Origin of the sequence: Ralstonia sp. UBA689 (genome assembly GCF_002298975.1) — a bacterium.
GTDB lineage: Bacteria > Pseudomonadota > Gammaproteobacteria > Burkholderiales > Burkholderiaceae > Ralstonia.
In genome coordinates this window covers 181847-207416 of record NZ_DBMV01000011.1, presented here as the reverse complement: position 1 = coordinate 207416, position 25570 = coordinate 181847, and the positions used below count along the sequence as shown (strand labels likewise).

The window sequence follows — 25570 nt, the reverse complement described above, 5'->3', positions numbered from 1 at the left end:
TGACGCACCATTGATTGGATTGCCCCGGGCAATATTGTGGTTCTAATTTAACCCGGGTAGAATTGGCTCCTTGTTTTCCCGGAGCCTCTTCATGCATCCCGCATCGGTTGTGACCTGCACGGCATTTGCCGGCGTGCAGCGTATCGCCGCCGGCCCGTTGCGCGAGGTTGCGCAGGCGGTCAAAGCCTACGTCGACCGCCATGCCGATGCCGCTGTGCTCGTCTTTGACGATGCCACCAGCAATGTGGTCGAACTCGACCTGCGCGGCACGGCCAAAGATGTGCTGGCCCGGCTTCCCTCCCAGTCTGTTCCCGAAACGCCAGAAGAACCCGCGCCGCCGCGGGGCCCCGGCCGCCCCAAGCTGGGCGTGATCGCGCGCGAGGTCACATTGCTGCCGCGGCATTGGGAATGGTTGGCCTCGCAACCGGGCGGGGCATCGGTGACACTGCGCAAGCTTGTGGAGGCCGCGCGCCGTGCCACCGAGGCACGCGATCGCCAGCGTGCCGCCACCGACGTGGCCTATGGCTTTCTGTCGACCATGGCCGGCAACGCGCCGGCCTATGAAGACACCTTGCGCGCCCTGTTTGCTGGCGACGCTGAGCGCTTCCATACCTGTACCGAGACTTGGCCGGCCGATGTGCGTGACCACGCGCGTTGGCTGGCCCAGCGCGCCTTTGAGGCCTTTGACGCAGCGGCGCATTCCATACCAGAAGAAGGACAACAAACTGTATGAGCGCTTCCCAATCCAATGCCGATGTCGCCGCCCCCGTGGCAGCGGCGCCGCGTCCGCTGTGGCGCACCTTCGTGGCCTTTCTCGGGCCGCTGATTCTCGCCAACATCCTGCAATCGTTGTCGGGCACGCTCAACAACGTCTACGTCGGGCACATGCTGGGCGTGAAGGCGCTGGCCGCGGTGTCGGCGTTCTTCCCGATTCTGTTCTTCTTTATCGCCTTCATCATCGGGCTGGGCTCGGGAGCGGCGGTGCTGATCGGGCAGGCGTGGGGCGCCAAGAAACCCGAGGCAGTGAAGACGGTGGCGGGCACCACGCTGTCGGTTAGCTTGATTGCAGGCCTAGCGGTGGCGCTGCTGGGCGGGCCGTTTGCGCAGGCGCTGCTGCGCTGGCTCGGCACGCCGGCCGACATCCTGCATGACGCGACGGTCTACGCCAGCGTGATGCTCTACGCCATGCCGGGTCTGTTTGTCTTCCTGCTCGCCACGGCGATGATGCGCGGCGTGGGCGACACGCGTACCCCGCTGCGCACGCTGATGCTCTCTACGTCGGTCGGGCTGGTGCTCACGCCATCGTTCATCCGCGGCTGGTTTGGCTTGCCACAACTCGGTGTGGCCAGCGGCGCCGCTGCGACAACGATTGCGTTCCTGATCGCCTTGGCATGGCTGGCGTTCTTCCTGCGCCGCCGGAACCATCCGCTCGCACCCGATGCCGTGCTGGCGCGACACCTGTGGGTCGACTTTGGCGTGCTCCGGACGGTGCTCAAGATTGGCGTGCCGACCGGCATCCAGCTTGTGGTGATCTCGATTGCAGAACTGGCACTGCTGTCGTTCGTCAACGGCTTCGGTTCGGACGCCACCGCCGCCTACGGCGCCGGCACGCAGATCATCAGCTACGTGCAGTTTCCCGCCATGTCGATCGCCATCACCGCATCGATCCTGGGTGCGCAGGCCATCGGCGCGGGCAATACCGACCGGCTCGATGCCATCACGCGCACCGGGCTGATGCTCAACGTGGCCATCACGGGAGTGCTGGTGGTGCTGGCGCTGCTGTTCTCGCGCGCGGTGATCGGCTGGTTCACGACCAGCACCGAAGTGATGAGCCTCGCGCAGAGCTTGCTGCACATCTCGCTGTGGAGCTCGGTCATCTTCGGCATGGCGGGCGTGTTCTCGGGCGTGATGCGCTCCAGCGGCACGGTGATGGCGCCCACGGCCATTTCCATCCTCGCCATTGCGGCAGTGGAAGTGCCGGTGGCATGGATGCTAAGCCGGCGTATCGGCACGGATGGTATCTGGGCTGCTTACCCGGCTGCGTTCATCGCCATGTTCGTGATGCAGGGTCTCTACTACACCTTCGTGTGGCGCCGCCGCGCGCAGCGCTTCGGCATCCGTCGCATGGTGTGATGGCGTGCCTGCCAGGTACCGCCCAAGGATGGCGTGCAAAACGCGCACAGGCGAAGCCATTCAAAGGAGTGGTTTGCGAAACGGCACAACATGCGCGCCGGACACCGCAGGGCTTGCTCCGCATCGGCCTTGCGTGGCCCGCAGGCCTAGATGACCTCATCTTGTGTCCAGTCATCAATAGCGCTTCGCGCTTGGCTTGCGGGCTTGTTGCTTCCGGGGCGCAGCGATGGCACCAGACTCAGTTCCAGATCGGGTTTTCTTGCTGCATGTGTGCCTTGGTCACCGCGCTCCAGTACGCGCCGATTTGCCGTTCAGTCACGTAGCCCCGCTTTCTGGCGTCGATTTCATTGAAGTGTTTATAGACTTGCGGCATACCAGCCTCCGCTTCTTCGCGCGTCAGCTTGCCGTCGTGGTTGGTATCGGCAACAACGAAACGCTTGTGAATCATGGCGCGAGCCTCTTTAAAACTGCCAGGAATGTCGGGCACAGGCTGCGCCTTGGCAGCCACGCTCGCCATTGCCATCAGCAAGGCCAAACTGATCGCATGGTGACGAAATTTCATACGTCCTCCTTCAGATAGGAACAGATACACACGAGAAAACTGGCTTGAACGATGAGGCTGGATTCCAGGCCATACGGTGTCTAGGCAGGTGCTCCTCGCCGGTGAATCACCAGTAGAAAACTATCTAGATCACGGCAAACGCTCGCGCAAGGCTTTCTTGTTGATTTTGCCGACGCTCGTCTTCGGGATCTCGGTCACGAAGGCAATGCGGTCCAGTTCCGGCACGGCGTATTTGCTGATGCGCTTGGCCTCGGCGTGCATCAGCAGGCAATCGCGGATGGTCTCGGCCGTCAGCCGGGCCCCCGACTTGCCGACAACGAATGCCATCGGCCGCTCGCCCCACCTTGCGTCGCGCACGCCGATCACAGCGCTTTCCAGCACGCCGGGCACCTCGGCAATCAGGCTTTCCACCTCGATCGATGACACCCACTCGCCGCCGGTTTTGATCACGTCCTTGATGCGATCGACGATCTGCACAAAGCCATCGGGCGTCATCACGGCAATGTCCTGTGTATGCAGGTAGCCGCCAGCCCACAGTTCTTCGGAGGCCTCCGGTTTCTTGAAATAGCCCTGCGTGAGATAAGGCGCGCGTAGCACGATCTCGCCCTGGCTTCTGCCATCGTGGGGTACGTCGTGCAGGTTCTCATCGACGATGCGCAAATCGGCCAGCGGCACAGGACGCCCCGTGGCGCAGCGCATGCGGATTTCTTCCTGCCGGTTTGCCGGCTTGAGGCCTGGCGGCAATTGCGCAAGCGAGACGACCGGGCCGGTTTCCGACATGCCATAGCCGGCAAACACGTCAATGCCACGCTCAAGCGCCGCGTCGCAGAGCGCCGGAGACAGCGCGGAGCCGCCGATCAGGACTTTCCAGCCCGACAGGTCAACCATGCCGCCTTGCGAGGCCTGCAGCAGCATTTGCAGAATGGTCGGCACGCAATGGGAGAAGGTGACCTTCTCCGTGTCATGCAGCTTGAGCAGGAGGTCCGGCACATAGCGGCCCGGCAGCACAATCTTGAGGCCCAGCATGACGGCGATGTACGGCATGCCCCAGGCCAGCACGTGGAACATCGGCGTGATTGGCATGTACACGTCTTCGCGGTGCAGGCGTTGGCCTTCGCGCGGCGCGCACAGCGTCGTGGCGGTGGCCATGGTGTGCAGCACGATATCGCGGTGGCTGTAGCTCACGCCCTTCGGGTCGCCGGTGGTGCCGGTTGTATAGAAGGTGGCGGCCTTGGTGCGTTCGTCAAAGTCGGCAAACACGAAGTCGGGCGAGGCCTGCGCGAGCAGTGCCTCGTATTCGCCCGCCACTGGCAGGCCGCCCTGCGGCATGGGTGCGTTGTCGGCCAGCACGACAACCTGGCGCACGCTGGTCAACTGCGCCCAGATTTCTTCCAGCAGCGGAATGAAGTCGGCATGCACCAGCACGATCTCGGCCTGTGCATCGTTGAGCGTGTAGAGAATCTGCTGGGCTGACAGGCGTACGTTCACAGTGAACAGCGTCGCGCCCATCATCGGCACGCCGAAGTAGCACTCCAGATAGCGATGGCTGTCCCAGTCCATGACGGCCACGGTCGAGCCATGCCGGATGCCAAGCGCGCCCAACGCCGAGGCTAGCCGCCCGATGCGCTGCCGAAACTCGCGAAAGCTGTAGCGCAGGGCACCGCGATAGGTGATTTCCTGCTCGCCATAGAGGCATTGCGCATTGGTTAGCAATTGCTTGACGAGCAGCGGGTACGGATAAGCCGAAGGTGTCGGTGCGATCAGGTTGTCTTGCATGATGAGGGTTGCCTTGGTACAGGCATAGGTTTTCGTTGGGCGTGATGTGTCAGGCGTCGTCCAGTTGCACGACGACCTGGCCGTCCAGTTCCTGGACGGCGTATGTCTTCAGGCACAGGCCGCCTGCACCCGGTGTGCAACCGGTGGTGAGATCGAAGCGCAGGCCATGTGCCGGGCATTGCAGCACGCTGCCATCGAGGCGGCCGCCGGCCAGCGACGCACCGTTGTGCGGACAACTGTTCTCGACGGCATGCAGGGTGCCGGCAACGTTGAATACCACGATGCTGCGGCCGTCGACAAAGGCCAGCTTGCGTTGACCCGGCGGCAGTGCATCGGCGGACGCGACGGTAATGCGGCGTGACATACGGGTTCCTTCAGGCCGGTAGCGGGATCGACTGCAACATGGCGTCCAGCAGCGCGCCCGGTGGGTGTGCGCCGGAGACGGCCATCGCCGAGTTGAAGACGAAATAAGGCACCGCCCGTACCTCCGCGCTCAGGGGCGGCGGCTTTTGGACGTCGACAAAGCCGTTTGCCGGTGCGTTGTGTTGCGCTTCGCTGTCCGACGCGAGGCGCTGCAGCACCGCTTCGTTGCCAATGTCTTCGCCTTCCAGGAAATACGCGCTGAACAACCTGTCGATGAGCGGAGCGGGCTGCCCGCCGGCGCCATGTTTGCAGAGCGCGTTGATCAGGCCGTGCGCAGCGCGGGTGTTGGGTAGCACGCTGATCCGTGCGAAATCGAAATCGATGCCTGCGGCCAGGCCGGCGCGCTGCACCTGCTCACGCCGCATTGCAACGGCCGTGGGGCTGCTCAGGCGGCTCAGGTAGAACGCCTGGTAGGGCAAGCCTTCGGCGGGGGTTTCCGGCAGCAGCGGATACGAGCGCCATTGCACTTTGGCTTTCACGTCCGGCCGCAGGGTTGCCAACGAGTTCAGTGCGCTCGCCAGATGGCGCGTGCCGATCCAACACCATGGGCAGATGAGATCGAAGAACACGTCGATCGTGAGCCAGATGCGCCGGGGGTGCGGGCCGGCATGGCGGGCGGAACTGCGCGGGTTAAACGAGTTCATGGATCAACGATTCCGCCAGCGGCCATGGGCCGAACCCCGATGCGGGGTTCAGGTGCCCGACTTCCCCCAGGTCCACCAGCCGGCTGCCCCACGTGGCAGCCATGTCCGCCACGCGCTCGAACGACGCCAGCGGGTCATTGCGGCTGGCCGCAACAATGCTCGGAAACGGCAGCGGCCGGCGGGGGCAGGGCAGCCAGCCGTTTTTCTGCAGCACGTCGCGTGTGGGGTAACCCGATGGCAGCGGCGTGTCGAGGTCGGCCGGTGTGGCCAGCAGCGCGCCGTGAATCTTGCGCGCGTGCCGCCTGGCCCAATGCACGGTGATCATCACGCCGGCACTGTGCGCCACCAGGATCACCGGACCCTCAATGGCGCTGATGGCCTCGTCCAAAGCCGCTACGCGTGCCGCGCAGCTCAGCTTGTCGATCTCCAGCGGCGGGACGGAGGCAGCCACGTGCCCCTTTGCCTGCAGCTTGGCTTCCAGCAGCGTTTGCCAGTGTTCGGCCACGTGGTCGCGCAGGCCCGGCACCATGAGGATCGTGGGAGCGGTTTTGGATAAGGTCATGACGAAGAACAGCTTGGAAAAAAACGAGGAGGTCGCCCTCCTCGAATGCCGGCCGGGGAGACGGCGGAGCCCGCCTCCCGTGGTGCGGGCCGCCTAGAACTTGTGACGAATGCCGATGGCCGCGCCAAGCATGCTGGTCTTGCCGGCAGCCAGGCCGTAGCCGGTGGCGTTGAGGTCCACCGAAGCCTGGTCCAGCGCCAGGCCGGCATTGCGGGCGTAGGCGGTAGTCAGGTACAGGTCGGTGCGCTTGGAAAGGGAGTAGTCGGCAATGAACGCCACCTGCCACGGATTGGGCTGTGTGGAGGGCGCGCTGTTGATGGTCTTGATCTTCTGGTACGAGTATTCGAGCGAGAGCATCAGTGCGGTTGTCGCCTGGTAGTTCACGCCGGCCCAGTAGTAGTCATCGCGCAGCGCCACGGTGTCGTTGGCGTTCTTGTTCTGGCCCCAGCGATAGCCGCCCATGATCTTGATCACGTTGCCGAACAGATAGCTGCCGGCCACCGCCGCCTTGCGCACCGTGCCTGAACTGAACGCGCCGCCACCCAGCGGAGTGCTCGGGTTGTACTGGTCAAAGGCCAGTGTGGCCCCGATCGGGCCGGCCGAATACGCCACGCCTGCGCCGTAGCCGCTGTCGCGCCGGCCTTGGCCCGGCACCTCGCCGCTGCCGCCGCCGGTGGGGTTGGCGCTTGGTGCGCCGGTGCCGAACGAGTAGTGCGCCTGGGCTGTCACCGGGCCAAAGTTGCCCGTGTACATGGCCGTGTTGTCCGAGCGGAAGTTCACGCCGGTCTGCACCGTGGCCGGTTCGTACTGCGTGGAATACGCCATCGGCTCGAAGTTGGCCAGCAATTGGAACAGCGTCGTGTACTGCCGGCCGAGGGTGAGCTGGCCCGCCGTGTTGCTCTTCACGCCCACGTAAGCTTGGCGCCCGAACAGGCGGCCACCTTGCTGCGATTGGCCGGTGTCGCTCGCAAAGCCGCTCTCCAGCACGAACAGCGCGCTCAAGCCCCCGCCCAGGTCTTCCACGCCGCGCAAGCCCCAGCGCGACCCCGACAGGCCGCCGCTCTGCATCGCAACGCGGTTGCCGGAGCTGCCCGGCGTCGAGCCCGGCAGGTTGGTGGCGTATTCGAGGTTGGTATCGATCACGCCGTACAGCGTCACGCTCGATTGCGCCCAGGCGGTGCTGGCGCAGGCCAACAGTGCTGCGGGGGCGATGTACTTGTTCTTCATGCTGCAGGGTCTCCTTTTGGTGTGGTTGCCGCCGGGTGCGGTGTGTGCCCCGGTGGTCGTTAGAACGGCGTGCTGCCGATGATCCCGGCCCGTTCCATCTTGCGATGGCACGGCGGGTAATCCATGACCGCGTAGTGCTGCGTGGCGGTGTTGTCCCAGATGGCGACGCTGTTGGGCTTCCAACGCCAGCGCACCTGGTATTCAGGAATGTAGGCCTGGCTGATGAGGTAGCGCAGCAGATCGGCGGCGCCTGGGTTGGCGTCCTGGCCGTAGCGCACGCGCGCAGGCGTGTGGTAGTTCGTGAAGTGCGTGGTGAAGCCATTCACGTACAGCACCTTCTCGTCAGTCTCGGGGTGCGTGCGCACCACGGGGTGTTCCGGATCGGGGTACTGGGCTTTCAGGGCGAGGCGCTTCTCGATCGGCATGACCGCGCCAAAGCTGGCTTCAATGCTGTGGCGAGCGCGCAGGCCGGCAATCTCCGCCTTGACGTGTTCCGGCAGCCGTTCGTAGGCCAGCACCATGTTGGCCCACATGGTGTCGCCGCCCACGGGCGGGCATTCCACGCAGCGCAGCACGGCGCCAAACTGCGGGGCTTCGCGCCATGTGGTGTCGGCATGCCAGCAGTTTTCGTAGCGGTCGTTCGGCTGGTCGGGCGTCTTGTAGATGCGCACGAGGCCGGGGTGGTCTGGGTCGCTGCCGGCCACGGGGTGGTCTTCCAAGTCGCCGAAGCGGCGCGCGAAGGCGACATGCTGCGCGCGGGTCAAGTCCTGATCGCGCAGGAAGATCACACGGTGCTTGAGCAGCGCCGTGCGGATTTCGCCGAACAGGCCATCGTCTTCGATGGCGTCAGCCAGTTGCACGCCGGTCAGTTCGGCACCCAGGGCGTTGTTCAGTTGTTCGATACGCATGGTGGTGCCTCAGATGACGAAGACCGACGAACCGGTCGTCTTGCGCGCTTCCAGATCGCGGTGTGCCTGCACGGCGTCTTGCAGTGCATAGCGCTGGTGGATCTCGATGCGGATACGGCCGGCTGCGACGTGGTCGAACAGCTCGCCGGCCAGCTCGGCCTTCTCGGCCGGATCGGCGATGTAGTCGGCCAGGGCCGGGCGCGTCAGGTAGAGCGAGCCCTTCATCGCCAGCAGTTGCGGGTTGAACGGCGGGATCGGGCCCGACGCCGTGCCCACGCACACCATCAGCCCGCGCCGCTTGAGCGAGTCGAGCGACGCTTCAAAGGTGGCCTTGCCCACGCTGTCGAACACCACGTTCACGCCCACGCCGTTGGTCAGCTCGCGCACGCGCTTGGCGACGTCTTCGTGCGCGTAGTTGATGACGTGGTCACAGCCGTGCGCGCGCGCGACGTCGGCCTTGGCTTTGCTCGATACTGTGCCGATCACGGTCAGCCCGAGCAGCTTGGCCCATTGCGAGACGATCAGCCCGACGCCACCGGCAGCCGCGTGCAGCAGGAGGGTATCGCCGGGCTTGAAGTTGTAGATGCGGCGCAGCAGGTAGGCCGAGGTCAGGCCGCGCATGGTCATGGCGGCAGCGGTTTCGCAGGCGATGGTATCCGGCAGTTTGATGAGCGGCGCAGCCGGGATCAGCCGCTCGGTGCTGTAGGCGCCCAGCGTGTTGATGAAGCCGGTATAGGTCACGCGGTCACCCACGGCGACGTTGGTCACGCCCTCGCCCACTGCATCGACCACACCCGCCGCTTCGACACCCATGCCGGCAGGCAGTGGCACCGGATACAGGCCGGAGCGGAAGTACGTGTCGGCAAAGTTCAGGCCGACGGCTTCGTGGCGCAGGCGCACTTGGCCGGGGCCGGGCTGGGCGATCTCGACGGTCTCGCAGCGCAAGACTTCGGGGCCGCCGGTTTCGTGAAAGCGGACTGCGGTTGCCATGGGTTTCTCCGATGTTTCAGCAAGATTCAGGGTGCGCGCCGCCTGCGCTGCTCGCTTGGCGAGTCGCGGTCAAAGCGGAGATGGGATGGGGTGCCTTGGGTGGCGGCGCGCAGTTAAAGGGGGCCAAGGGGTCATGCAGACGCCACGGCGGATGGGCTGGCAGCCGGCTCGGCGTCCATGGGCACGGTGGCCACGCGCTTGAGTTCCGTCTCGTAGCTGCGCGCGGCCAGCAGGAAGCAACCCGCCGCAACCACGCCAAAGAGCGGCATCACCGCCAGCGCTGTCTGCAAGCCCCACGCATCGGACATCGCACCGCCCACGAACGGCCCGATCGCCAGACCGAAGAGGTTCTGGAACAGCGAGAGCAGCGCCGCTCCGGTCGAACGCACACCCGGATGGATCACATCGAACACCACGCTCGACGCCGGGGCCACCGTGCACGTCATCAGAAAGCCGCCAATGGCGATGAGCAGGAACTGCTGGTTGGGCGGCATGGCTGTGCCGAAGGCGGTCATGAACACCAGCAGGGCGACGATGGCCAGCATGGCGACCGCGATCAGCCGGTTGCGCTGGCGGCGTGCCGCCACCACATCTGCCACCACGCCCCACACGAAAGCACCCAGCGCGCCGCACAGCACCACCAGTGCCGCCTGCATGGCCGCACGGTCCGGCGGCGTGCCGTGGTAGCGGTTCAGGTAGCTCGGCAGCCATGACCACAGCGTCGACACGACGATCAACTGGAACGCCGCACCCAGACACGTCCACCACAATGTGCGCGAACTGGTGAGTGCCGTCACCACGCGCTGCAAGAGCGTGCCAACGGATTGCTGCGCTTGTGCGCCGCCCGGCGCCATCGCCACCGTTTTGTAATCCGGTACGAACAGGTAGAGCAGCGCCAGCAGCAAGCCCGGCAGGCCGACCACGCCAAAGGCCGCCTGCCAGCCCCAGTGCGTGGAAATCACGCCGCCCAGCAGCACGCCAAGGACCGCGCCGATCGATCCAGCGGCAAAGAAGGCACCCATCAGCGTCGCACGCAGGCGCTTGGGAAAGAGGCTGGCAATGAGCGCCGCACCTACCGAACCGTAGCCGGTTTCGCCCACGCCCACGATGGCGCGCGCGGCGAAGAGCTGCCCATAGCTGCGCGCAAACATGCACGAGATGGTGGCCAGGCTCCACACCGTCGCCATCACGACGATGCTCTTGACGCGGCTGAAGCGGTCGGCCAGCAGCGCCACCGGCAGCCCGCCCACCGCCACCACGATCGAGATGACCGAGACGAGTGCGCCGAGTTGCTTGTCCGACAGCGCCCAGGCTGTCTTCAGGTGAGGGAACAGCGAGACGATGACTTGCCGGTCGATGTAGTCGAACAGCATCAGCGCAAAGGTCATCGCAAACGCAAACCACGCTTGGGGCCGGCTGACGAGGTAGCCGTCGTGGTCGCCATCGTGCCCACCCTTGCGTGGGTCGGCGGCATGCAGATTCATGGGGTGTCTCCGAGTGGCGGCGCTTGCGTTGAGCGCCGCCTGTGTTGGGCCCGGGTGTTGGTGTGCTTTCTAACCTTCTAGTTTAGGCAGCGCGCAGCGGAAGGTTCCTCACGTTCGGCTCGCGATTGGGCGCCATGCCGTTCTTCGCCAGCGTCTCTTCCACGCTGTCGTACTGCACACCGATGCGGTAGATGGCGCGCGCCTCCTTGCCGCTGGCGATCTCGCGGCCCAGCTCGTGCGCCACGCGCACGCATTGCTCGATCTGCTGCACCGAGGTCATGCGGTTGCCGTGCTGGTCAATGATCGTGTCTTCAATGCCGCAGCGCGGGTGCAGGCCCATTGCCATGGCCATCATGTTGAACGGCAGCACGTTCTTGAGCAGCGATTCGGCCGTCAGCGTGCAGCCGTCCGGCGCGCGGTGGATGAAGTTGAAGAAGTTGAACGGGTTGGGGCCGTCGAAGCCGCCGCCGATGCCGATCCACGTGAGGTTGAGCGGGCCCTTGTAGACGCCCTTGCGGACCACGCGCTCCAGCGTTTCCAGCGCGTGGATGCCGGTCAACTGGAAGTGCGGTTGCACACCGGAGGCCTGCAGGCGGCGCAGGTGCTCCTCCAGCCAGGCGGGGCCGGCGGGCACGGTCATTTCCGCATAGGCTGCGGCCAGCGCGGGATTGGCCAGCGACGTGCCTTCCAGGTACGCCGGATACAGCAACTCCATGATGTTCATCTGCGTGGTGTTGACCGCCACCGTCACCTGGTCCGGCGCCGGGGTCAGGTCGGCCAGCATGTGGCGCGTGTCGTCCGACAGCCACTTGGCGGCTTGCCCTTCATCTTCCGGCGCAAACGAGATCGAGCCGCCCACCTGGATGATCATGTCGGGCACCGCCGCACGCACGCCCGCAATCAACTCGTTGAACTTCGACAGCCGCTTGGAGCCCTTGCCGTCCAACTCGCGTACGTGCAGGTGCAGCACCGTGGCACCGGCGTTGTAGCAGTCCACGGCTTTCTGCACCTGTTCCTCCATCGTCACCGGAATGTCTTCCGGAAAGTCTTCCGGCATCCATTCCGGGCCATATGGCGCTACGGTAATGACGACCTTGTCCTGGTTTTCGGGATGGAGGGAATCGTCGAGGAACTGCATCACTGTCTCCTGTAGGGGATATTTTTGATGGACTCCACTATAGGGAAGCGGTACGGTTCTATTTCTCATTTGGCGCCAAGTTTTTCTCATTTGACGCCATTCGGTGTAAACACCAACAAGGCGGAATACTGGCGGAATCCCATGGAAACGATGGTGCGCGTGCGATCGCTCAACGGCTATTTCCAAGTCGTGCGGCGGCTCGGTTTCAACCCGCAGGAGGCGCTGCGGCAGGCGGGTCTGGAGCCCGCCAAGCTGGCCGACCCCGAGCAACTCGTGCCGCTGGTGGCGACGTGCCGGTTGATGGAAGTCACCGCCAACAACGCGCCGTGCCCAACGCTCGGCCTGCAGATGGCGGAGGCGCGGCAGGAACTGGACTTCGGCGTGCTCGGGCTGCTGCTTGGCCACAAGCGCACATTGCGCGAGGCACTGCAGGCCATCATCCAGTACCGGCACATGCTGAACGAGGCGCTGGCGATCTATCTGGAATCGGATGGCGACATGGTTGTGATTCGCGAAGAGGTCATCACCGAGACGCCGGTGCCGCTGCGCCAGGCCAACGAGCTGGCGGTGGGCGTGCTGGCCCGCACGTGCAGCGCGTTGCTGGGCGTGCATTGGAAGCCGCGCAGCGTTCACTTCACACACGCCGCGCCGGCCGATGTGAGTCTGCATCGGCGCGTGTTCGGCTGCCCGGTGGTGTTCGACAGCGATTTCAACGGCATCGTCTGTGCCGCAGCCGATCTGGAGACGCCCAACCCGGCTGCCGATCCGGCGCTGGTGCGTTACGCGGAAAGCCTGGCCGAGCCGCTCAACATGTCGGGGCCCGCCGCGGTGGTGCAGGAGGTACGGCGTGCGGTGTATCTGCTGCTGCCGCTGGAGCGCACGTCGGTGGAGGAGGTGGCGGAGCACCTGCACCTGAGCGTGCGCACGCTGCAGCGCCAGTTGGAGTCGGCTGGCGCAACGTTTTCCGAGTTGGTAGAGGAGGTGCGCCACAATCTCGCCATCCGCTACATGGCGAACCCGAGTTACCGCATCGGGCGTGTGGCGGCGCTTCTGGGCTATACGCGGCAGGCGTCGTTCACGCGCTGGTTCGTCGCACACTTCGGCATGACGCCGCGCGCCTGGCGCGGTACGCAGTCACAGTCGCAGCCTCAGTAGCGTCAGGCCGGTTTGAGCGCAGTGCCGCTGTCGTCTGTCTGCGGTTGACGCGCGAGCCGCACCGCCGGCGATTGCAGGATGCACAACAATTGCAGCGCAAAACCCGCCAGTGCCACCAGCAGGCATGCACCCATGCCTGCCTGTGCCGCCAGCCACGCGGCCAGCGCGGCGCCCACCGGTCGCGCACCGTATGACATCACGTTCACCGCCGATACGCGTGCCAGCAGTGCTGGCGGCGTCACCGTCTGCCGCAGCGTGGTCGTGCTCACCACCCATAGGATCGGCCCGCAGCCCAGCAGAAAGAACCCCGCGTGCGCCAGCGCTGGCCACGGTTGCCAGAGCGTTGCCGCCAGCAGCACGCCGCCCGCCAACCCGCATACCGGCCCCGTCGCCACCACATGCCCGAAGCGCCAGCGCGCCAGGATGCGCGCGGCCAGCAGCGCACCGATCACCATGCCCGCGCCGTACATTCCGAGCGTCAACCCGATGCCTTGCGCCGACAGCCCGAGACGATGCGCGGCATACGGAACAAAAATGGCGAACACCATGAAGATGGCCATGGTGAAGACGAACTGCGTGACGAACACCGGACGCAGCAACGGATGATGAAACACGAAACGCGCCCCTTCTGCGATGTCGCGCAGCGGATGCGTCGCGCGTCGTGCCGTCGGTGCAGACGACGGCACGCCTGCCAGCAACGCTGCTGCCACTGCCGATAGTGCCGCTGCCAAAACGAATGCCGCCATGGCCCCCGTCCAGCCGATCAGCGCACCGCCAATGGCCGGGCCGCAGGCAAAGGCGACGGTGCGCGCCAGTTCGATGCGGCCGTTGGCACGCGCGAGCATCGTCGCCGGCACGAGCGCAGGCACCAGCGCCGGCGCCGCCACGCTGAACATCACCGTGCCGCAGACGGCCACGAAGCCCAGCCCGCCCAGTGCCGTCAGGTTCAGGTGGCCGGCCGCCAGCAGCCCCGCCACGACCAACAGCGCCGCTGCGCGCATCGCCTCCGCACCCGCCATCAGCGTGCGTTTGGGCCACCGGTCCGCCAGCATGCCGATGGGAATCGCAAACAGCACGAACGGCAGCGTGAGCGCCACCTGCAGCCAGCTCGCCGTGCTGGCATCGGCATGCAGCGAGAGCACGGCCACCATGGGCATGGCCGCCAGTGCAATCTGCTCGGCCGACTGCGCGGCCAGGTTGGAGCCCGCCAGCCGGTTGAAGCCGGACGGCAGGCGGCGAGTCATCGCATCAAGGGGATCGGGCATCGCGCATCTCCTGAAGATATTGGGCTTCAGGTTAGGGATGGCGATGCCGCGGCGCGCTCCGCTTCTTGCGGGCGAATTTCGGCGATTGCGGCGAGCTGTTACAGGATCGGGGCGAACAGTTTGGCCACGTGCATGATCACCCGACGCAGCGGGTGCGCGTGCTCGTATTCATCGCGGCCAATGCGTGTCGCTTCGGCAAAATCGGCTTCGAGCATCTTCGCGACGTCATTGGCGAAACGTTGGTCGGCGGTCATGACCATCAACTCGAAGTTCAGCCGGAACGAGCGGTTGTCGAGGTTGGCGCTGCCCACGGCGGCGGCCTCTTCGTCGATCAGCACGACCTTCTGGTGCAGGAAGCCGGGCAGGTAGCGGTAGATTTTCACGCCTGCACGAATGGCCTGGTACGCATACAGCGTTGATGCCAGGAACACCACGCGATGGTCCGGCCGCGACGGAATAAGGATGCGCACGTCCACGCCACGGAGCACGGCCAGGCGCAGCGCGGCAAACACCGCTTCGTCGGGGATGAAATACGGCGAGGTGATCCACAGCCGCTTGCGCGCCGACTGGATGGTCTCCATGAAGAACAGCGAGCAGGTCTCCTGTTTGTCGGCGGGGCCGCTAGCGACCACTTGGCAGACCATGTCGTGTTCAGGGCGCAGCTGGGGCACGATCAGTTGCGGGACTTCGCGCGCGGCCCAGTACCAGTCTTCGGCAAAAGTGAGTTGCAGGTCCATCACCGCCGCGCCGGTAATCTCGATATGCGTATCGCGCCACGGCGAGAGCGGCGGCTTCTCGCCCAGGTATTCGTTGCCGACGTTGTGGCCGCCCACATAGGCGCGCTCGCCGTCCACCACCACCAGCTTGCGATGGTTGCGGAAGTTGAGCTGGAAGCGGTTGACGAAGCCTGCGTGCGTGGAAAACGGCTTTGCCTGCACGCCCCCGTCGGCCAGGCGCTGGATGTAGTGGCGCGGCAGGGCATGGCAGCCGATGCTGTCGAACAGGAAATACACCCGGACGCCGGCACGCGCACGTTCGAGCAGGAGTTCGGCCAGACGGCGGCCAAGCGTGTCGTCGTGCACGATGAAGAACTGCACGATCAGCACATGCTGCGCCTGCGCGATGGCCGCGAAGATGGCCTCGAAGGTTTCGGCGCCGTTCACGAGCAGGCGCACGCGATTGCGCGACAGGCACGGCATGCCCGTCAGGCGCGGCAGAGCCTGCATGCAAGCCTGCCGTGGTTCGACCACGCTCGATTCATGGTCGCGCAGGCGGCGCCAGTCGTCGGAGAGGGTGATCTCGCGCAGGCGGGCGTTGTGAAAGCGCCGCGCATCCACGTAGCCGGCAAAGGTGCTGCGCCCGAAGATCAGGTACGGGATCAGCGTGAACTCTGGCAGTGTGACCAGCGAGATGGCCCAGGCAATGGCGCCCTGCGAGGTGCGCACGGTCAGCACGGCGTGCATGGCGGCAAGCACGCCCACGCAGTGCACAAGAAAGAGGAGGCCCGCAAAAAACGCGGTGGTACTGGTCGGCATCGAAAAAGGGGGGGGAAGCAGCCCCGGCACACGACGACTGAGCATTTTGACACGCCTGAGTGGCGTCGGATAAACACGCGTGCAGTTGTGTCGCGCAATCGGCATCGTCTGGCCAGAGCCGGGCGACGTGGTACGTGGCACGCGGCGTGCTGGAGTGCGGTTGAAGTCCTGTCGACCCACGGCAGCAAGACACGACAAACGATCATGCAGCGCTCCCCGCATATCCTCCCGAGTACGCACCTTCGCACATGGCTGGCCAGCTTGGCTCCAGTGCTGCTGGCCGCCTGCGCCGGTTTACCCGAACATGTGGAGCGGCCGGTCACGACGGCGCTGCCTATCTCAGAAGCGGCAGAGGCCGCCACTTCGCTTGGGCGCCTGGCGCGGTCGAATGCACCGTCCGGCGAGGTTTCCGGCTTCCGGCTGATCCCCTCGGGCGCTGAGGCCTATGCCACCTTGCTCACGCTGGCCGACCGCGCAGAGCGCACGCTCGACCTGCAGTATTTCATCATCGGGAGCGACAACGCCGTGCGTGAGCTGATGCGCCACGTGCGCGCCGCCGCAGAGCGCGGCGTACGTGTGCGCGTGCTGGTTGACGACCTGCACAGCGACGCGCGTGACCTGGCGTTTCTCAGGTTCGCGTCGCACAAGAACATCGACGTGCGGCTGTTCAATCCGTTTCCGGGAGGGCGCATGTCGAACCTGACGCGCTACCTGAGCGGTGCCGCCGAGTTCCGCCGCGTCAACCGGCGCATGCACAACAAGGCGTTCATCGCCGACAACGCGCTGGCCGTCACCGGTGGTCGCAACCTGGGCGCGGAATACTTCACGCAGGACAAGACCACCAACTTTGTCGATCTGGACGTGCTGACGGCAGGGCCCGCGGTGCGGCAACTGTCGGCGGCGTTCGATACGTACTGGAACAGCGAGTTCGCCTATCCCGTCCAGGCGCTGGCACCCGAACCCAGCCGCGCGCATCCGCCTGAGCAGAAGGAGGGCAACTATCCGCCGCCAGTGGCGCCGCCGGGTCGCCCGGCAGAGCCGCCCCAGCATATCGAGGTGCCCACACAGCCCATCGACATGGCTGCGGCATCGAGCTCGCAGGAGCCCGAGCACAAGCTGACCGATCAGGCCGCTCCCACCCCGATAGACCCGTTACCTTTGCGCCCCGCCGCACGCGACTGGTTTCTGGCGGATCAGATTGCCCGCAACCGCCTGCAGCTCGAGTGGGCACCGGCGCGCGTGATCGTCGACCGCCCGGCCAAGGTTTCCGGCGACGACGTGGCACCCGGCGGAGAGCGCGTCGCCCGCACGTTGCTGCACGAGATCGAGCAGTCTCAGCGCGAGGTCATCCTGATCTCGCCGTACTTCGTGCCGGGGCAGCGCGGCATGGCGGTGGTCAAGGGCTTGCAGGAGCGGGGTGTGCGCCTGCGCGTGCTGACCAACTCGCTGGCGGCCACCGATGCGCCCATCGTGCACGTTGGCTATGCCAAATACCGCAGTGCGCTGCTGGACGACGGCGTCGAGCTGTATGAACTGCGCCCTACCTTGGGTGATCGGCCGAAGATGTTCGGCACGTTCCGCTCGGCGCAGGCGAGCCTGCATGTGAAGGCGATCATCATCGATCGGAGCACGCTGTTTGTCGGCTCGATGAACGTGGACCCGCGTTCGGTCGGGCTGAATACCGAAACTGGGCTGATCATTCGCAGCGCGGCCCTGTCCCAGGCGGTGGCGCGGCTGTTTGACGACTCGATCTGGAGCGGCACCTATCACGTCACCAAGACGGACGGCCAACTGCGGTGGACTACGTACGAGAACGGCAAGGCGGTCGTCGTTAACCACGAGCCGGACGTGAACCTGGGCCGGCGCGTATGGATCCAGATGCTGGCGCCGTTCACGCCCGAAGAGCTGCTGTAGCTTGCCCCACAAAGAAAGAACGCCGCAGGGCGCGGCGTTTTTCAAATCAGTCTGGGCAATCGCCCAAACCATGCCTGCATTACATCTTCTGCTTGGTGTTATCGGCAGCGTTTTCCAGCTTCTGGCCACCGGACTGGATGTCCTTGCCCATGCCTGCCATCGTGTTGCAACCGGCCAGGACAACGCAGCCCAGGGCCAACAGTGCAATCAGTTTCTTCATTTCGGTTCCCTTGAGAGCAGTGCGGTATTCCGCACGGTTTTGCTTGATTACCCACCAGAAGCGGTGGCGTAAATCACATTTTAGTGCCACGCCGCGCACGCGGGGGGCGGCTGTGCATTGGGCGCCTTTGCGCAGTCTTGCACATCACTTGCGGTGGATTCCAGACATTCGTGGGGTGGGCCTCTACTTCGGCCGCACTCTGCCGTTAGCACCTTTTGGGAGAAAAACGGATGCCGGATGAGCGGGGCGCTCAAGCAAATACAGAGTGCCAGACGGCCAACCATACTGGGGAAGGATCTATGTGGAAGTGGATGGATACGAGCATTCGGACGCGGCTGACGGTTCTGGTCGCGGCGTTTGCCGTGATGATCGCGGTGGTGGGGGCGGCGGGCATCGTCACCGGCCGTGCGACGAATGCCGATTTGCGCGCGGTATACCTCGAAGATGCCAAGGGGCTGGACCTGCTGGCGAAGGACACCATCAACCTGCTGTGGGCGCGCATTCACCTGACCAATTTCGATTCGGTGTCATCGCCGGAAGAACTCAAGAAGCTGCTGGCGGATGCGCACACCATGGTCAACACGGCCAATGACGCGTGGGCCCAGTTCATGAAGTTGCCGATTCCCGAGGCCGATCGCGTGCAGTTGCAGGCCGCCGATGCCGCTCGCACCAAGTTCGTCAAGACGGCGCTGGAGCCGGCCATTGCCGCGCTCGAGCGCAGCGACCTGACCACCTACCGTGACCTGAACACGACCCAGGTGCCGAAGCTTTTTGTCGACTACGACACCGCGCTCGGGCCGCTGGTCGGGTCACGCTTCAAATACGGGCAGGCGCGCTTCGACAATTCGCAATCGCGCTACGCCATGAGCATCTGGATCACGGGTGGCCTGCTGGCCGCCGCGCTGGTGCTGTCGGTGGTGGCGCGCGGCGTGCTCGGCCGCACCGTGGTCAAGCCGCTGGAGCGCGCCATCCAGGTGTTCGAGCGCATGGCATCGGGCGATCTCGCAACGCGCATGGAAGGGCGCACCGCCGCTGGCCGCCGTGATGAAACCGCGCGCCTCATGCATGCCGTGGCATCGATGCAGGCGAGCCTGCAGCGGATCATTGGCCAGGTGCGCACGGGGTCGGATTCGATCGCCAGCGCCACCAAGCAGATTGCCGCCGGCAATGCGGATCTGTCTCAGCGTACGGAGCAGCAAGCCAGCTCGCTGGAAGAGACCGCGTCGAGCATGGAAGAGCTGACCAGCATCGTGAAGCAGAACGCCGACAACGCGCGTCAGGCCAGCACGCTGGCGGTCAACGCGTCGGACATTGCCGTCAAGGGCGGAGAAGTTGTGGGCCGCGTGGTGGAGACCATGGCCGGCATCAACGAGAGCAGCCGCAAGATTGCCGACATCATCGGTGTGATCGAGGGCATAGCCTTCCAGACCAACATCCTGGCGCTCAACGCCGCCGTGGAAGCCGCTCGCGCCGGCGAGCAAGGCCGTGGCTTTGCCGTGGTGGCGGGCGAGGTGCGCAGCCTGGCGCAACGTTCGGCCACGGCGGCCAAGGAGATCAAGGAGTTGATCGGCGATTCGGTGGGCCGGGTGCAGAACGGCTCGACGCTGGTGGCGGAAGCCGGCTCCGTGATCGAGGAAGTGGTGGTTGCCGTCAAGCGCGTGACTGACATCATGGGCGAGATCAGCGCCGCGTCGGAAGAGCAGAGCAGCGGCATCGAGCAGGTCAACCAGGCCGTCACGCAGATGGACCAGGTGACGCAGCAGAACGCCGCGCTGGTCGAGCAGGCCGCAGCCGCGGCGGAATCGCTGGAGGAGCAGGCCGAGGCGCTGCGCGGCGCGGTGGCGGTGTTCCGGGTCGAACACGCATAAGCGATACGCACATCGACAACAACGCCCTTCCGTTCGCGCGGAAGGGCGTTGTCGCTGTCTTGGCGTTCAAGGCATCAGGTCGCGTGCGCGTTCGGCAATCACGCCTTGTGTGTCGTCGATCCAGCGCACGGGAAAAGGCTGCGACAGCAGGTAGCCCTGGATCACGTCGCAGCGGCATGCGCGCAGCGCCTGAAGCTGGGCGGCAGTTTCCACGCGCGTGGCCGTGACCGGTACACCGGCGGCATGTGCGGCGGTCACCAGGCGTTGCAGCGTGCCCCGATCATGCGTGTCGGCCACGGCACTGACCACGCCCTGATCGAGCTTGACCTGATCGGGGCGGAACGTCTCCAGGTAATCGAGGCTGTATGGGGTGGCGCCAAAATCTTCCACTGCCACGCGTGCGCCGCACGCATGCAGCGCCTCTACGGCTGGCTGCCCCGCACTATCGGCACGATGCAGCGTGTGCTCCGAGATTTCGAACACCAGGCGGTCGGTCGGCACCGCATGGCGTGCGGCAATGTCGCGTACGACGTCGCTCAAGCGTGGGTCGAGCAGTTGCGTGATCGACAGATTGACCGCCGCATGCACGCCGGATTGACGTCGGGCGTCGCCGCGTCCTGCACGTTCGGATTCTTCGCGCTGCAGGCCGGCCAGCATCTGCGCAGCGTTGTCGAGCACCCAGCGGCCCACCTCGCGGATGTCGCCGGTCTGCTCCAGGATCGGCAGGAAATCGGCCGGCGCCACACCGCCCAGTTCGGGCGAAATCCAGCGCAGCAGGAATTCATAGCCGACGATCCTGCCATCGGCCAGGCTCAGTTGCGGCTGCAGGTTCAGGCTGAACTGGCGGCGCGCCAGCGCGTGGCGCAACTGGGCCGCCAGGCGCGGGTGTTCGGCCACGGGATCGTTTGCCGTGGCAGCCGGCGCGTACAGCGCGGGGCTTGGCTCGCGGCCGTGCTGGACGTGGTAGAGCGCGCGGTCGGCCTGTTCGATCAGCCGCGCGGCTTCGGCCGGCGTGTTCTCGAACAAGGTCATGCCGATGCTGCAGGAGCAGACCAGCTCATAGCCTTGCGCGATGAAGGGGCGCGTGAGCGCGGTGGAGATTCGCCGTGCCAGGTCGTGCACTGCCTGTGCGGAGGCGAATTCAGCCGAGGCAATCGCAAAAGTTTCCTGGCCCACCCGTCCGATGATGGGGGCGACGCCTTGCGTGTCGGGCGCGCACAGCGCCTTGAGCCGCGTCGCACATTCGACAAGGACCGCACTTGCGGCCAACGGCCCCAGCGTGGTGGTCGCCTCGGCAAAATGATCGAAGCCGATCAGCAGCAACGCGCCAGTGCCGCCCGATCGGGCAGGGGGCGGCATCGCTGCCAGCAGATGGACGAATCGTTCACGGTCCGGCAATCCAGAAATGGGGTCTAGACCCGGTGGCGCGACAGATGTTGCGCGACTCATCAATGGAGATCGTCCTGCAAATAGCTTTGAAACGGAAATGCGTCGGCTCGCTTGTGTCATCGATTGTGTCGATTTGTCACGCGGAGCCTGTGGGCATCATAAGCCGAAACTCCGCCCGGGTGGCCGATTCTCGGTGCGCTGTCGCGGGAATCGTACGGGTGTTTTTTGAATTCGGATCTGATTAAGTCAGATAAAAAAGTAATTCATATTGATTGCGCAGTTTTCAGGTGCTCAACTGCCGGTGTGGCGTCATGGCCTACACCATACGTTGACCGCCCCACAGCAATTGCTCGTAGATGAAGCACTGCAGCAGCATCTTCTGTGCGGCTACCAGTTCGATGAACTCCACACCGTATTGGTAAGTGTTGGGCAGGTCGGCCGGCTTCTCGCTGCGGATGAGCGCTGCGGCCACCAGTTCCGAGTGGTAGTCGCGTGTCTTTACGCGAAAACGCAGGCGTGCGGGTGCACCGCTGACCTTCAGCCGGTGCGAGCAGCGGAACGATGCCCCGGAGGTGCTGATGTCGGAGATGTGGATCATGCGTGGCGGCTCGCCGCTCACCAGCATCTTGCCGACCACATTGGTGCGTACGCGCAGCGATTTGCGCAGCGTGCGGCTCTTGATCCTGCGCGGCGGCGACAGCACGACGTATTCAAACGGCAAGCGGCACACGGCCATCACCGTGCATTCGAAACTGGCAATGCCTTCGCCCGAGAACGCGTGGATTTCCAGCAGCTCGTCCTTGACCGGCATGACCGAGCGGCCGCTGTCGTTGGGCATGGTGATGAGCAGGTGGCGCTGTGGGCTGTAGCCGATCACGCGAGCGGCGCCCTTGCTCTGGCCCGCGCCGGCGGTCAGGCGCACGGTGAGCGTGCCGCCCGGGCGCAAGCCCAGCAACTCCATGGCGATGGAGCGCTCGCCTTCTTGCTCGTCACCCGTGTCGGGCAACTGCGTATTCGGGAACTGCGTGTTGGCGAAGGCGGGCGTGGTAGCTGGCGCACCGTCGGTCTGGCGATGCGGCCGGTGCAGGGCGAACAGCAGATCGATCTCCTCCGGCGAGTGGATGACATCGCCCTTGGGGATGAGCAGTTGCCCGTCGGCGTCCAGCATTGGCCACGGCAGGGGGATTGCAAGCGGAATATCGAGAGGTTGAAGTTCGAGCATGGCAATGGGGCCCCCGCACCCGCGCGTGGCTTCACGTCTTTATACGGCTAAATGTCACACAACTTTAAGAAGTTCTGTCGGGGCGCGGCTGGCACGGCCATTGCGCATGTTGCAGCGATGGCCCGGTGCGAGTTTGGATGAAGTTTGGATTCACCAAGGCAGGCGTAGTGTGAGAACCCATCCCAAAAGGCGCTTCTGGGCGCTGGCAGACCAGTTTGCGCGCTATGTCGTGATTGGCAGTGGCGCCACGCTCGCGCACTATGCTGTGTTGTTCGGGCTGGTGCAGGTGGGGGTGTCGCCGTGGCGTGCGTCGGTGGCTGGCAGCGTGATTGGCGCCACGCTCAACTACTTCATCAGCCGGCAGGCCGTGTTCAACAGCACACGCGGGCACCTCGGCGCGATGGTGCGTTTTGGCGTGGTGGCGTTCCTGGCGCTGGGGTGCAACGCAACCATCATGGCCATCGGCTTGGCGCTCGGGCTGTACTACCTGGTTGCGCAGATGTTCGCCTCGGCCACGACAGCCATGTTCAACTTCCTGGTGCACCGGCGTTGGACCTTCCGCGATGCGGCGTCCCTGGGGGCGCGCAATGGCTGACGCCTGGGCTAGTGTCGGCTGACCGAGCGGCGCAGGCCGGGCGTGGTTTCGCCGGAGAAGGTCATATCGCCGATGTTGTCGGTGGGCGGCGTCGGGCTGCCATCGCGCAGGCGCTCGACGACCAGCCGCACGTCGATGATATCGGCCATGCCGGCGGCCTCCAGCGAGACAAGTGCGGCAAGCTGCGCAATCGCAAACGTATCCGCAAGCAGCGGCGTGTCGTCGTGCAGGTCGCCCGCAACGCGCGTGGGCGGGGTAGCGTTTGCCGCACGTGACGGATGCTGCGCTGCAACGCGCGCGCGGTAGGCGAAGTAGGCGTCGGCAAAGTGCACGCGGTGCGCGTCAAACACACGCAGGGCAGCGGTCAGGGCGTCGTCGATCCAGACCGGATCGATCGGCTCGTTGCCTTCAGGCAGTTCGGGCAGGCCCGTCAACTTCAGGGCATAGCGGTGCGTTTGCGTGCCGGGGGCGATAAAACTCAATTCCATGCGACCTCCCACTTGCCGCGTGCGCCCGCGCGGACGCACGGCGGTTCGCCGTGTTGATTCGCCCCCCCGAAGCGATATTCAAGAATAGTAATGGAGCCCGGCCCTGACTGGTGCGTTTCTCGATCTTCTGGATGATCGCGCAAAGGTGGTTCGGGGGTCGGGTATCCACAACGTGCAGATATCCGTTTGTGCATCAGGCAAACGTATGCGCTTCATGCCGCATCCTTTTGACCTAGCCGAATGGTTAGCTGCCGGGGTGCAGACACAGGTGTACAGTTGCCCGATGTCCAGCGAGGCTGGGCGGCTGCCGACAATCGGCAGCGACAAACGCTGACGGGAATGACGCGGGGCGCGTTTCCTTCGCGTCGACTTCGAGCGGGAGGGGGCCGAGGGAGCATCCGGTCCGTGTCCCCTCGCGGGAAGGGATTGCCCCGTTAACCAGCGGCTTCTATAGTCCGCCTCGATTCGTGCGCATGCAACGCGCACGGCCCAGTCTGCCGTGCTGCTGCCGGCCCACTGTCAGTCGAGCGGCAGACCACAAGACCGGTTACGGGGACACACGCCGACCGCCCTCCCACCCAACGCAAACCATTGCGCCGTTGGGCACCTGGGGAGAGATGGCCGTCACCACACCAGCCACCCCTCCCCGGGACTGCCGCGTTCGCGAAACTGCATCGCCATGCTTGAGGACCACCACTTGTACAAGGCTGCGATCGAACATTCGCCGATAGGGATCGGCCTGTGCGCGCCGGAGGGTCGCTTCCTTGATGTGAACCGTGCGCTGTGCGCGCTGACGGGGCACGAAGCGCAGGCGTTGCGTGCACGCGGTCTCTTCGACCTTTGTCACCCCGATCACACTAAACGCGCGCGCGATGGCGTCGACGCGCTGCTCGCAGGCGAGCGCGAAGCGCTGTCGCTGGAAACGCGGTTCGTGCGTCAGGATGGCAGCACCGTGTGGGTACAGGCCGACCTGGCCTTGGCGCATGAAGACAGCGGTGAGCACAAGCACCTCATCGTGCAGGTGCAGGACGTAACGGCGCGACGCCTTGCGCTCGAATCACTGCGCGCGTCGGAGCAGCGGCTGGCCTACGTGCTGGATGGCGCGGGGCTCGGCACCTTCGATTGGTCGACGCGCGCGCGGCACGTGTCGTTCAACCGCCGCACGGCCGACATGCTCGGCTATCAGCCTGACGACTTGTCCAACGACCCGGATGCGTGGTTTGCCATGGTGCACCCGCAGGATGCCGCAGTGAGCGCCCGCCGTATCTACCGCCACCTGCGCGGCGATGTCGACAGCTTCGAGGTCGAACAGCGCATGCGTGCGCGCCATGGCCAGTGGATCTGGATTGCCGCGCGCGGCCGCGTGACCGAGCGCGATGCTTTCGGCGTGGCCACGCGCGTGAGCGGTACGCTGCTCGACGTGACCAAGCGGCGCGCCATGCTTGACCAGGCGCATCACCTCGCGCTGCATGACCCGCTGACCGACCTGCCCAACGCGCGCCTGCTGCGCGACCGCCTGTTCATTGCCATTCAGGCTGCTCGGCGTGCGCGCAGCCAGGTGGCCGTCGTCTTCATCGATCTCGATCGCTTCAAGCCTGTTAACGACGAATACGGTCATGCGGTGGGCGACCTCGTTCTCAAGGCCACGGCCATGCGTCTGCGCAGCGGCTTGCGCGCATCCGACACGGTGGCGCGTCTGGGTGGCGATGAGTTTGTTGCCGTGCTCACGCACTGTGCTACGCGCGCAGACGTGGAGCAGACCATCGAGCGCCTGATCGATCAGCTACAGACCCCGTTCCGTGTGGAGGGCCATGTGCTCTCGATGGGCGTGAGCGCGGGCGTGGCACTGTACCCCGCCGACGGGCGAGACGCCCAGACGCTGATCCGCAATGCGGATGCCGCCATGTACGAAGTCAAGCGCGCCGGCGGCAACGGCTTCGGCTTTCATGCCTCGCTCAACTACGAGCGGCTGATGAGCATGCGCTCGCGTGACCGCGATCTCGACGGCGAAGCCGACGCGCGCTGAACCGGCGCCGATCGGGGCACCAAACAAAACGGCCCGCCGCAAGGGC

Annotated in this window: 23 protein-coding genes; 7 read left to right on the top strand and 16 right to left on the bottom strand. The window is 65.1% G+C overall.

Features of this window, described 5'->3' with window-relative positions; translation table 11 throughout:
• Positions 1-91 precede the first annotated feature (91 nt).
• Entirely contained in the window at positions 92-733 is a 642-nt protein-coding gene (locus B4F51_RS06520; protein WP_296224271.1) for a DUF2239 family protein, read from the top strand.
• 35 nt (positions 734-768) lie between these two features.
• Positions 769-2133, top strand: coding sequence for an MATE family efflux transporter (locus tag B4F51_RS06515; RefSeq protein WP_414706705.1), 1365 nt, complete (start codon positions 769-771; stop codon positions 2131-2133).
• A gap of 238 nt (positions 2134-2371) precedes the next feature.
• On the opposite strand, the gene B4F51_RS06510 is transcribed toward B4F51_RS06515, so the two are convergent.
• From B4F51_RS06510 to B4F51_RS06465, 10 genes are all read right to left on the bottom strand, one after another.
• Entirely contained in the window at positions 2372-2695 is a 324-nt protein-coding gene (locus tag B4F51_RS06510) for an EF-hand domain-containing protein (RefSeq protein WP_296224269.1), read from the bottom strand.
• A 129-nt stretch (positions 2696-2824) separates the two neighbouring features.
• Positions 2825-4471, bottom strand: coding sequence for a fatty acid--CoA ligase (locus tag B4F51_RS06505; RefSeq protein WP_296224268.1), 1647 nt, complete (start codon positions 4469-4471; stop codon positions 2825-2827).
• A gap of 49 nt (positions 4472-4520) precedes the next feature.
• Complete coding sequence (locus B4F51_RS06500; RefSeq protein ID WP_296224267.1) at positions 4521-4835, bottom strand: Rieske (2Fe-2S) protein; 315 nt, start codon at positions 4833-4835, stop codon at positions 4521-4523.
• Between the two features lie 10 nt (positions 4836-4845).
• The gene (locus B4F51_RS06495) at positions 4846-5538 is read right to left on the bottom strand and encodes a DsbA family oxidoreductase (protein ID WP_296224266.1); all 693 of its coding nucleotides are present in this window, start codon (positions 5536-5538) and stop codon (positions 4846-4848) included.
• Positions 5525-6100 (bottom strand): RBBP9/YdeN family alpha/beta hydrolase, encoded by a 576-nt coding sequence (locus tag B4F51_RS06490; protein WP_296224265.1) that lies wholly within the window; start codon positions 6098-6100, stop codon positions 5525-5527. Before B4F51_RS06490 ends, B4F51_RS06495 begins: the two co-directional genes overlap by 14 nt.
• Before the next feature lie 93 nt (positions 6101-6193).
• Positions 6194-7327 (bottom strand): porin, encoded by a 1134-nt coding sequence (locus B4F51_RS06485; protein WP_296224264.1) that lies wholly within the window; start codon positions 7325-7327, stop codon positions 6194-6196.
• A gap of 59 nt (positions 7328-7386) precedes the next feature.
• Positions 7387-8235: a TauD/TfdA dioxygenase family protein gene (locus tag B4F51_RS06480; protein WP_296224263.1), complete on the bottom strand. Its 849-nt coding sequence runs from the start codon at positions 8233-8235 to the stop codon at positions 7387-7389.
• Between the two features lie 9 nt (positions 8236-8244).
• Positions 8245-9225, bottom strand: a complete 981-nt coding sequence (locus B4F51_RS06475; protein ID WP_296224262.1) for a quinone oxidoreductase family protein — start codon at positions 9223-9225, stop codon at positions 8245-8247.
• 131 nt (positions 9226-9356) lie between these two features.
• Positions 9357-10709 carry an MFS transporter gene (locus tag B4F51_RS06470; RefSeq protein ID WP_296224261.1) on the bottom strand — a complete coding sequence of 451 codons (1353 nt, stop codon included), beginning with the start codon at positions 10707-10709 and terminating at the stop codon, positions 9357-9359.
• Positions 10710-10791: 82 nt separating this feature from the next.
• The gene (locus B4F51_RS06465; RefSeq protein ID WP_296224260.1) at positions 10792-11847 is read right to left on the bottom strand and encodes a 3-keto-5-aminohexanoate cleavage protein; all 1056 of its coding nucleotides are present in this window, start codon (positions 11845-11847) and stop codon (positions 10792-10794) included.
• 141 nt (positions 11848-11988) lie between these two features.
• On the opposite strand from B4F51_RS06465, the gene B4F51_RS06460 reads away from it, so the two are divergent.
• Entirely contained in the window at positions 11989-13002 is a 1014-nt protein-coding gene (locus B4F51_RS06460) for an AraC family transcriptional regulator (protein ID WP_296224259.1), read from the top strand.
• A 2-nt stretch (positions 13003-13004) separates the two neighbouring features.
• On the opposite strand, the gene B4F51_RS06455 is transcribed toward B4F51_RS06460, so the two are convergent.
• Both B4F51_RS06455 and cls read right to left on the bottom strand, forming a co-directional pair.
• On the bottom strand, positions 13005-14267 hold the full coding sequence (locus B4F51_RS06455; RefSeq protein ID WP_296224258.1) for an MFS transporter: 1263 nt from the start codon (positions 14265-14267) through the stop codon (positions 13005-13007).
• 98 nt (positions 14268-14365) lie between these two features.
• On the bottom strand, positions 14366-15802 hold the full coding sequence (cls, locus tag B4F51_RS06450; protein ID WP_296224257.1) for a cardiolipin synthase: 1437 nt from the start codon (positions 15800-15802) through the stop codon (positions 14366-14368).
• Between the two features lie 204 nt (positions 15803-16006).
• Between cls and B4F51_RS06445 the strand changes: the two genes are divergently transcribed.
• The gene (locus B4F51_RS06445) at positions 16007-17716 is read left to right on the top strand and encodes a phospholipase D family protein (RefSeq protein WP_296224256.1); all 1710 of its coding nucleotides are present in this window, start codon (positions 16007-16009) and stop codon (positions 17714-17716) included.
• Positions 17717-17795: 79 nt separating this feature from the next.
• On the opposite strand, the gene B4F51_RS06440 is transcribed toward B4F51_RS06445, so the two are convergent.
• A complete protein-coding gene (locus B4F51_RS06440) occupies positions 17796-17936 on the bottom strand; it encodes an entericidin A/B family lipoprotein (protein ID WP_296224255.1) in 141 nt (46 codons plus the stop codon).
• A 299-nt stretch (positions 17937-18235) separates the two neighbouring features.
• Here B4F51_RS06440 and B4F51_RS06435 point away from each other — a divergent pair, with 299 nt between their 5' ends.
• Positions 18236-19804 (top strand): methyl-accepting chemotaxis protein, encoded by a 1569-nt coding sequence (locus B4F51_RS06435; RefSeq protein WP_349676274.1) that lies wholly within the window; start codon positions 18236-18238, stop codon positions 19802-19804.
• Between the two features lie 66 nt (positions 19805-19870).
• Here the strand turns inward: B4F51_RS06435 and B4F51_RS06430 are convergent, their stop codons facing one another.
• Both B4F51_RS06430 and B4F51_RS06425 read right to left on the bottom strand, forming a co-directional pair.
• Positions 19871-21253, bottom strand: coding sequence for a bifunctional diguanylate cyclase/phosphodiesterase (locus tag B4F51_RS06430; protein ID WP_296224253.1), 1383 nt, complete (start codon positions 21251-21253; stop codon positions 19871-19873).
• A 256-nt stretch (positions 21254-21509) separates the two neighbouring features.
• Positions 21510-22415, bottom strand: coding sequence for a flagellar brake protein (locus B4F51_RS06425; RefSeq protein WP_349676273.1), 906 nt, complete (start codon positions 22413-22415; stop codon positions 21510-21512).
• A gap of 169 nt (positions 22416-22584) precedes the next feature.
• Here B4F51_RS06425 and B4F51_RS06420 point away from each other — a divergent pair, with 169 nt between their 5' ends.
• Positions 22585-23010: a GtrA family protein gene (locus B4F51_RS06420; protein ID WP_296224251.1), complete on the top strand. Its 426-nt coding sequence runs from the start codon at positions 22585-22587 to the stop codon at positions 23008-23010.
• Between the two features lie 8 nt (positions 23011-23018).
• On the opposite strand, the gene B4F51_RS06415 is transcribed toward B4F51_RS06420, so the two are convergent.
• On the bottom strand, positions 23019-23498 hold the full coding sequence (locus tag B4F51_RS06415; protein ID WP_296224250.1) for a hypothetical protein: 480 nt from the start codon (positions 23496-23498) through the stop codon (positions 23019-23021).
• 679 nt (positions 23499-24177) lie between these two features.
• Here B4F51_RS06415 and B4F51_RS06410 point away from each other — a divergent pair.
• Positions 24178-25524 carry a diguanylate cyclase domain-containing protein gene (locus B4F51_RS06410; protein WP_349676272.1) on the top strand — a complete coding sequence of 449 codons (1347 nt, stop codon included), beginning with the start codon at positions 24178-24180 and terminating at the stop codon, positions 25522-25524.
• Positions 25525-25570 lie beyond the last annotated feature (46 nt).

Coding starts and splice junctions, on each gene's coding strand:
- B4F51_RS06520 (WP_296224271.1), top strand. CDS start 92: ATGCATCCCGCATCGGTTGTGACCTGCACGGCATTTGCCGGCGTGCAG.
- B4F51_RS06510 (WP_296224269.1), bottom strand. CDS start 2,695: ATGAAATTTCGTCACCATGCGATCAGTTTGGCCTTGCTGATGGCAATG.
- B4F51_RS06505 (WP_296224268.1), bottom strand. CDS start 4,471: ATGCAAGACAACCTGATCGCACCGACACCTTCGGCTTATCCGTACCCG.
- B4F51_RS06500 (WP_296224267.1), bottom strand. CDS start 4,835: ATGTCACGCCGCATTACCGTCGCGTCCGCCGATGCACTGCCGCCGGGT.
- B4F51_RS06495 (WP_296224266.1), bottom strand. CDS start 5,538: ATGAACTCGTTTAACCCGCGCAGTTCCGCCCGCCATGCCGGCCCGCAC.
- B4F51_RS06490 (WP_296224265.1), bottom strand. CDS start 6,100: ATGACCTTATCCAAAACCGCTCCCACGATCCTCATGGTGCCGGGCCTG.
- B4F51_RS06485 (WP_296224264.1), bottom strand. CDS start 7,327: ATGAAGAACAAGTACATCGCCCCCGCAGCACTGTTGGCCTGCGCCAGC.
- B4F51_RS06480 (WP_296224263.1), bottom strand. CDS start 8,235: ATGCGTATCGAACAACTGAACAACGCCCTGGGTGCCGAACTGACCGGC.
- B4F51_RS06475 (WP_296224262.1), bottom strand. CDS start 9,225: ATGGCAACCGCAGTCCGCTTTCACGAAACCGGCGGCCCCGAAGTCTTG.
- B4F51_RS06470 (WP_296224261.1), bottom strand. CDS start 10,709: ATGAATCTGCATGCCGCCGACCCACGCAAGGGTGGGCACGATGGCGAC.
- B4F51_RS06465 (WP_296224260.1), bottom strand. CDS start 11,847: ATGCAGTTCCTCGACGATTCCCTCCATCCCGAAAACCAGGACAAGGTC.
- B4F51_RS06460 (WP_296224259.1), top strand. CDS start 11,989: ATGGAAACGATGGTGCGCGTGCGATCGCTCAACGGCTATTTCCAAGTC.
- B4F51_RS06455 (WP_296224258.1), bottom strand. CDS start 14,267: ATGCCCGATCCCCTTGATGCGATGACTCGCCGCCTGCCGTCCGGCTTC.
- cls (WP_296224257.1), bottom strand. CDS start 15,802: ATGCCGACCAGTACCACCGCGTTTTTTGCGGGCCTCCTCTTTCTTGTG.
- B4F51_RS06445 (WP_296224256.1), top strand. CDS start 16,007: ATGCAGCGCTCCCCGCATATCCTCCCGAGTACGCACCTTCGCACATGG.
- B4F51_RS06440 (WP_296224255.1), bottom strand. CDS start 17,936: ATGAAGAAACTGATTGCACTGTTGGCCCTGGGCTGCGTTGTCCTGGCC.
- B4F51_RS06435 (WP_349676274.1), top strand. CDS start 18,236: ATGTGGAAGTGGATGGATACGAGCATTCGGACGCGGCTGACGGTTCTG.
- B4F51_RS06430 (WP_296224253.1), bottom strand. CDS start 21,253: ATGAGTCGCGCAACATCTGTCGCGCCACCGGGTCTAGACCCCATTTCT.
- B4F51_RS06425 (WP_349676273.1), bottom strand. CDS start 22,415: ATGCTCGAACTTCAACCTCTCGATATTCCGCTTGCAATCCCCCTGCCG.
- B4F51_RS06415 (WP_296224250.1), bottom strand. CDS start 23,498: ATGGAATTGAGTTTTATCGCCCCCGGCACGCAAACGCACCGCTATGCC.
- B4F51_RS06410 (WP_349676272.1), top strand. CDS start 24,178: ATGCTTGAGGACCACCACTTGTACAAGGCTGCGATCGAACATTCGCCG.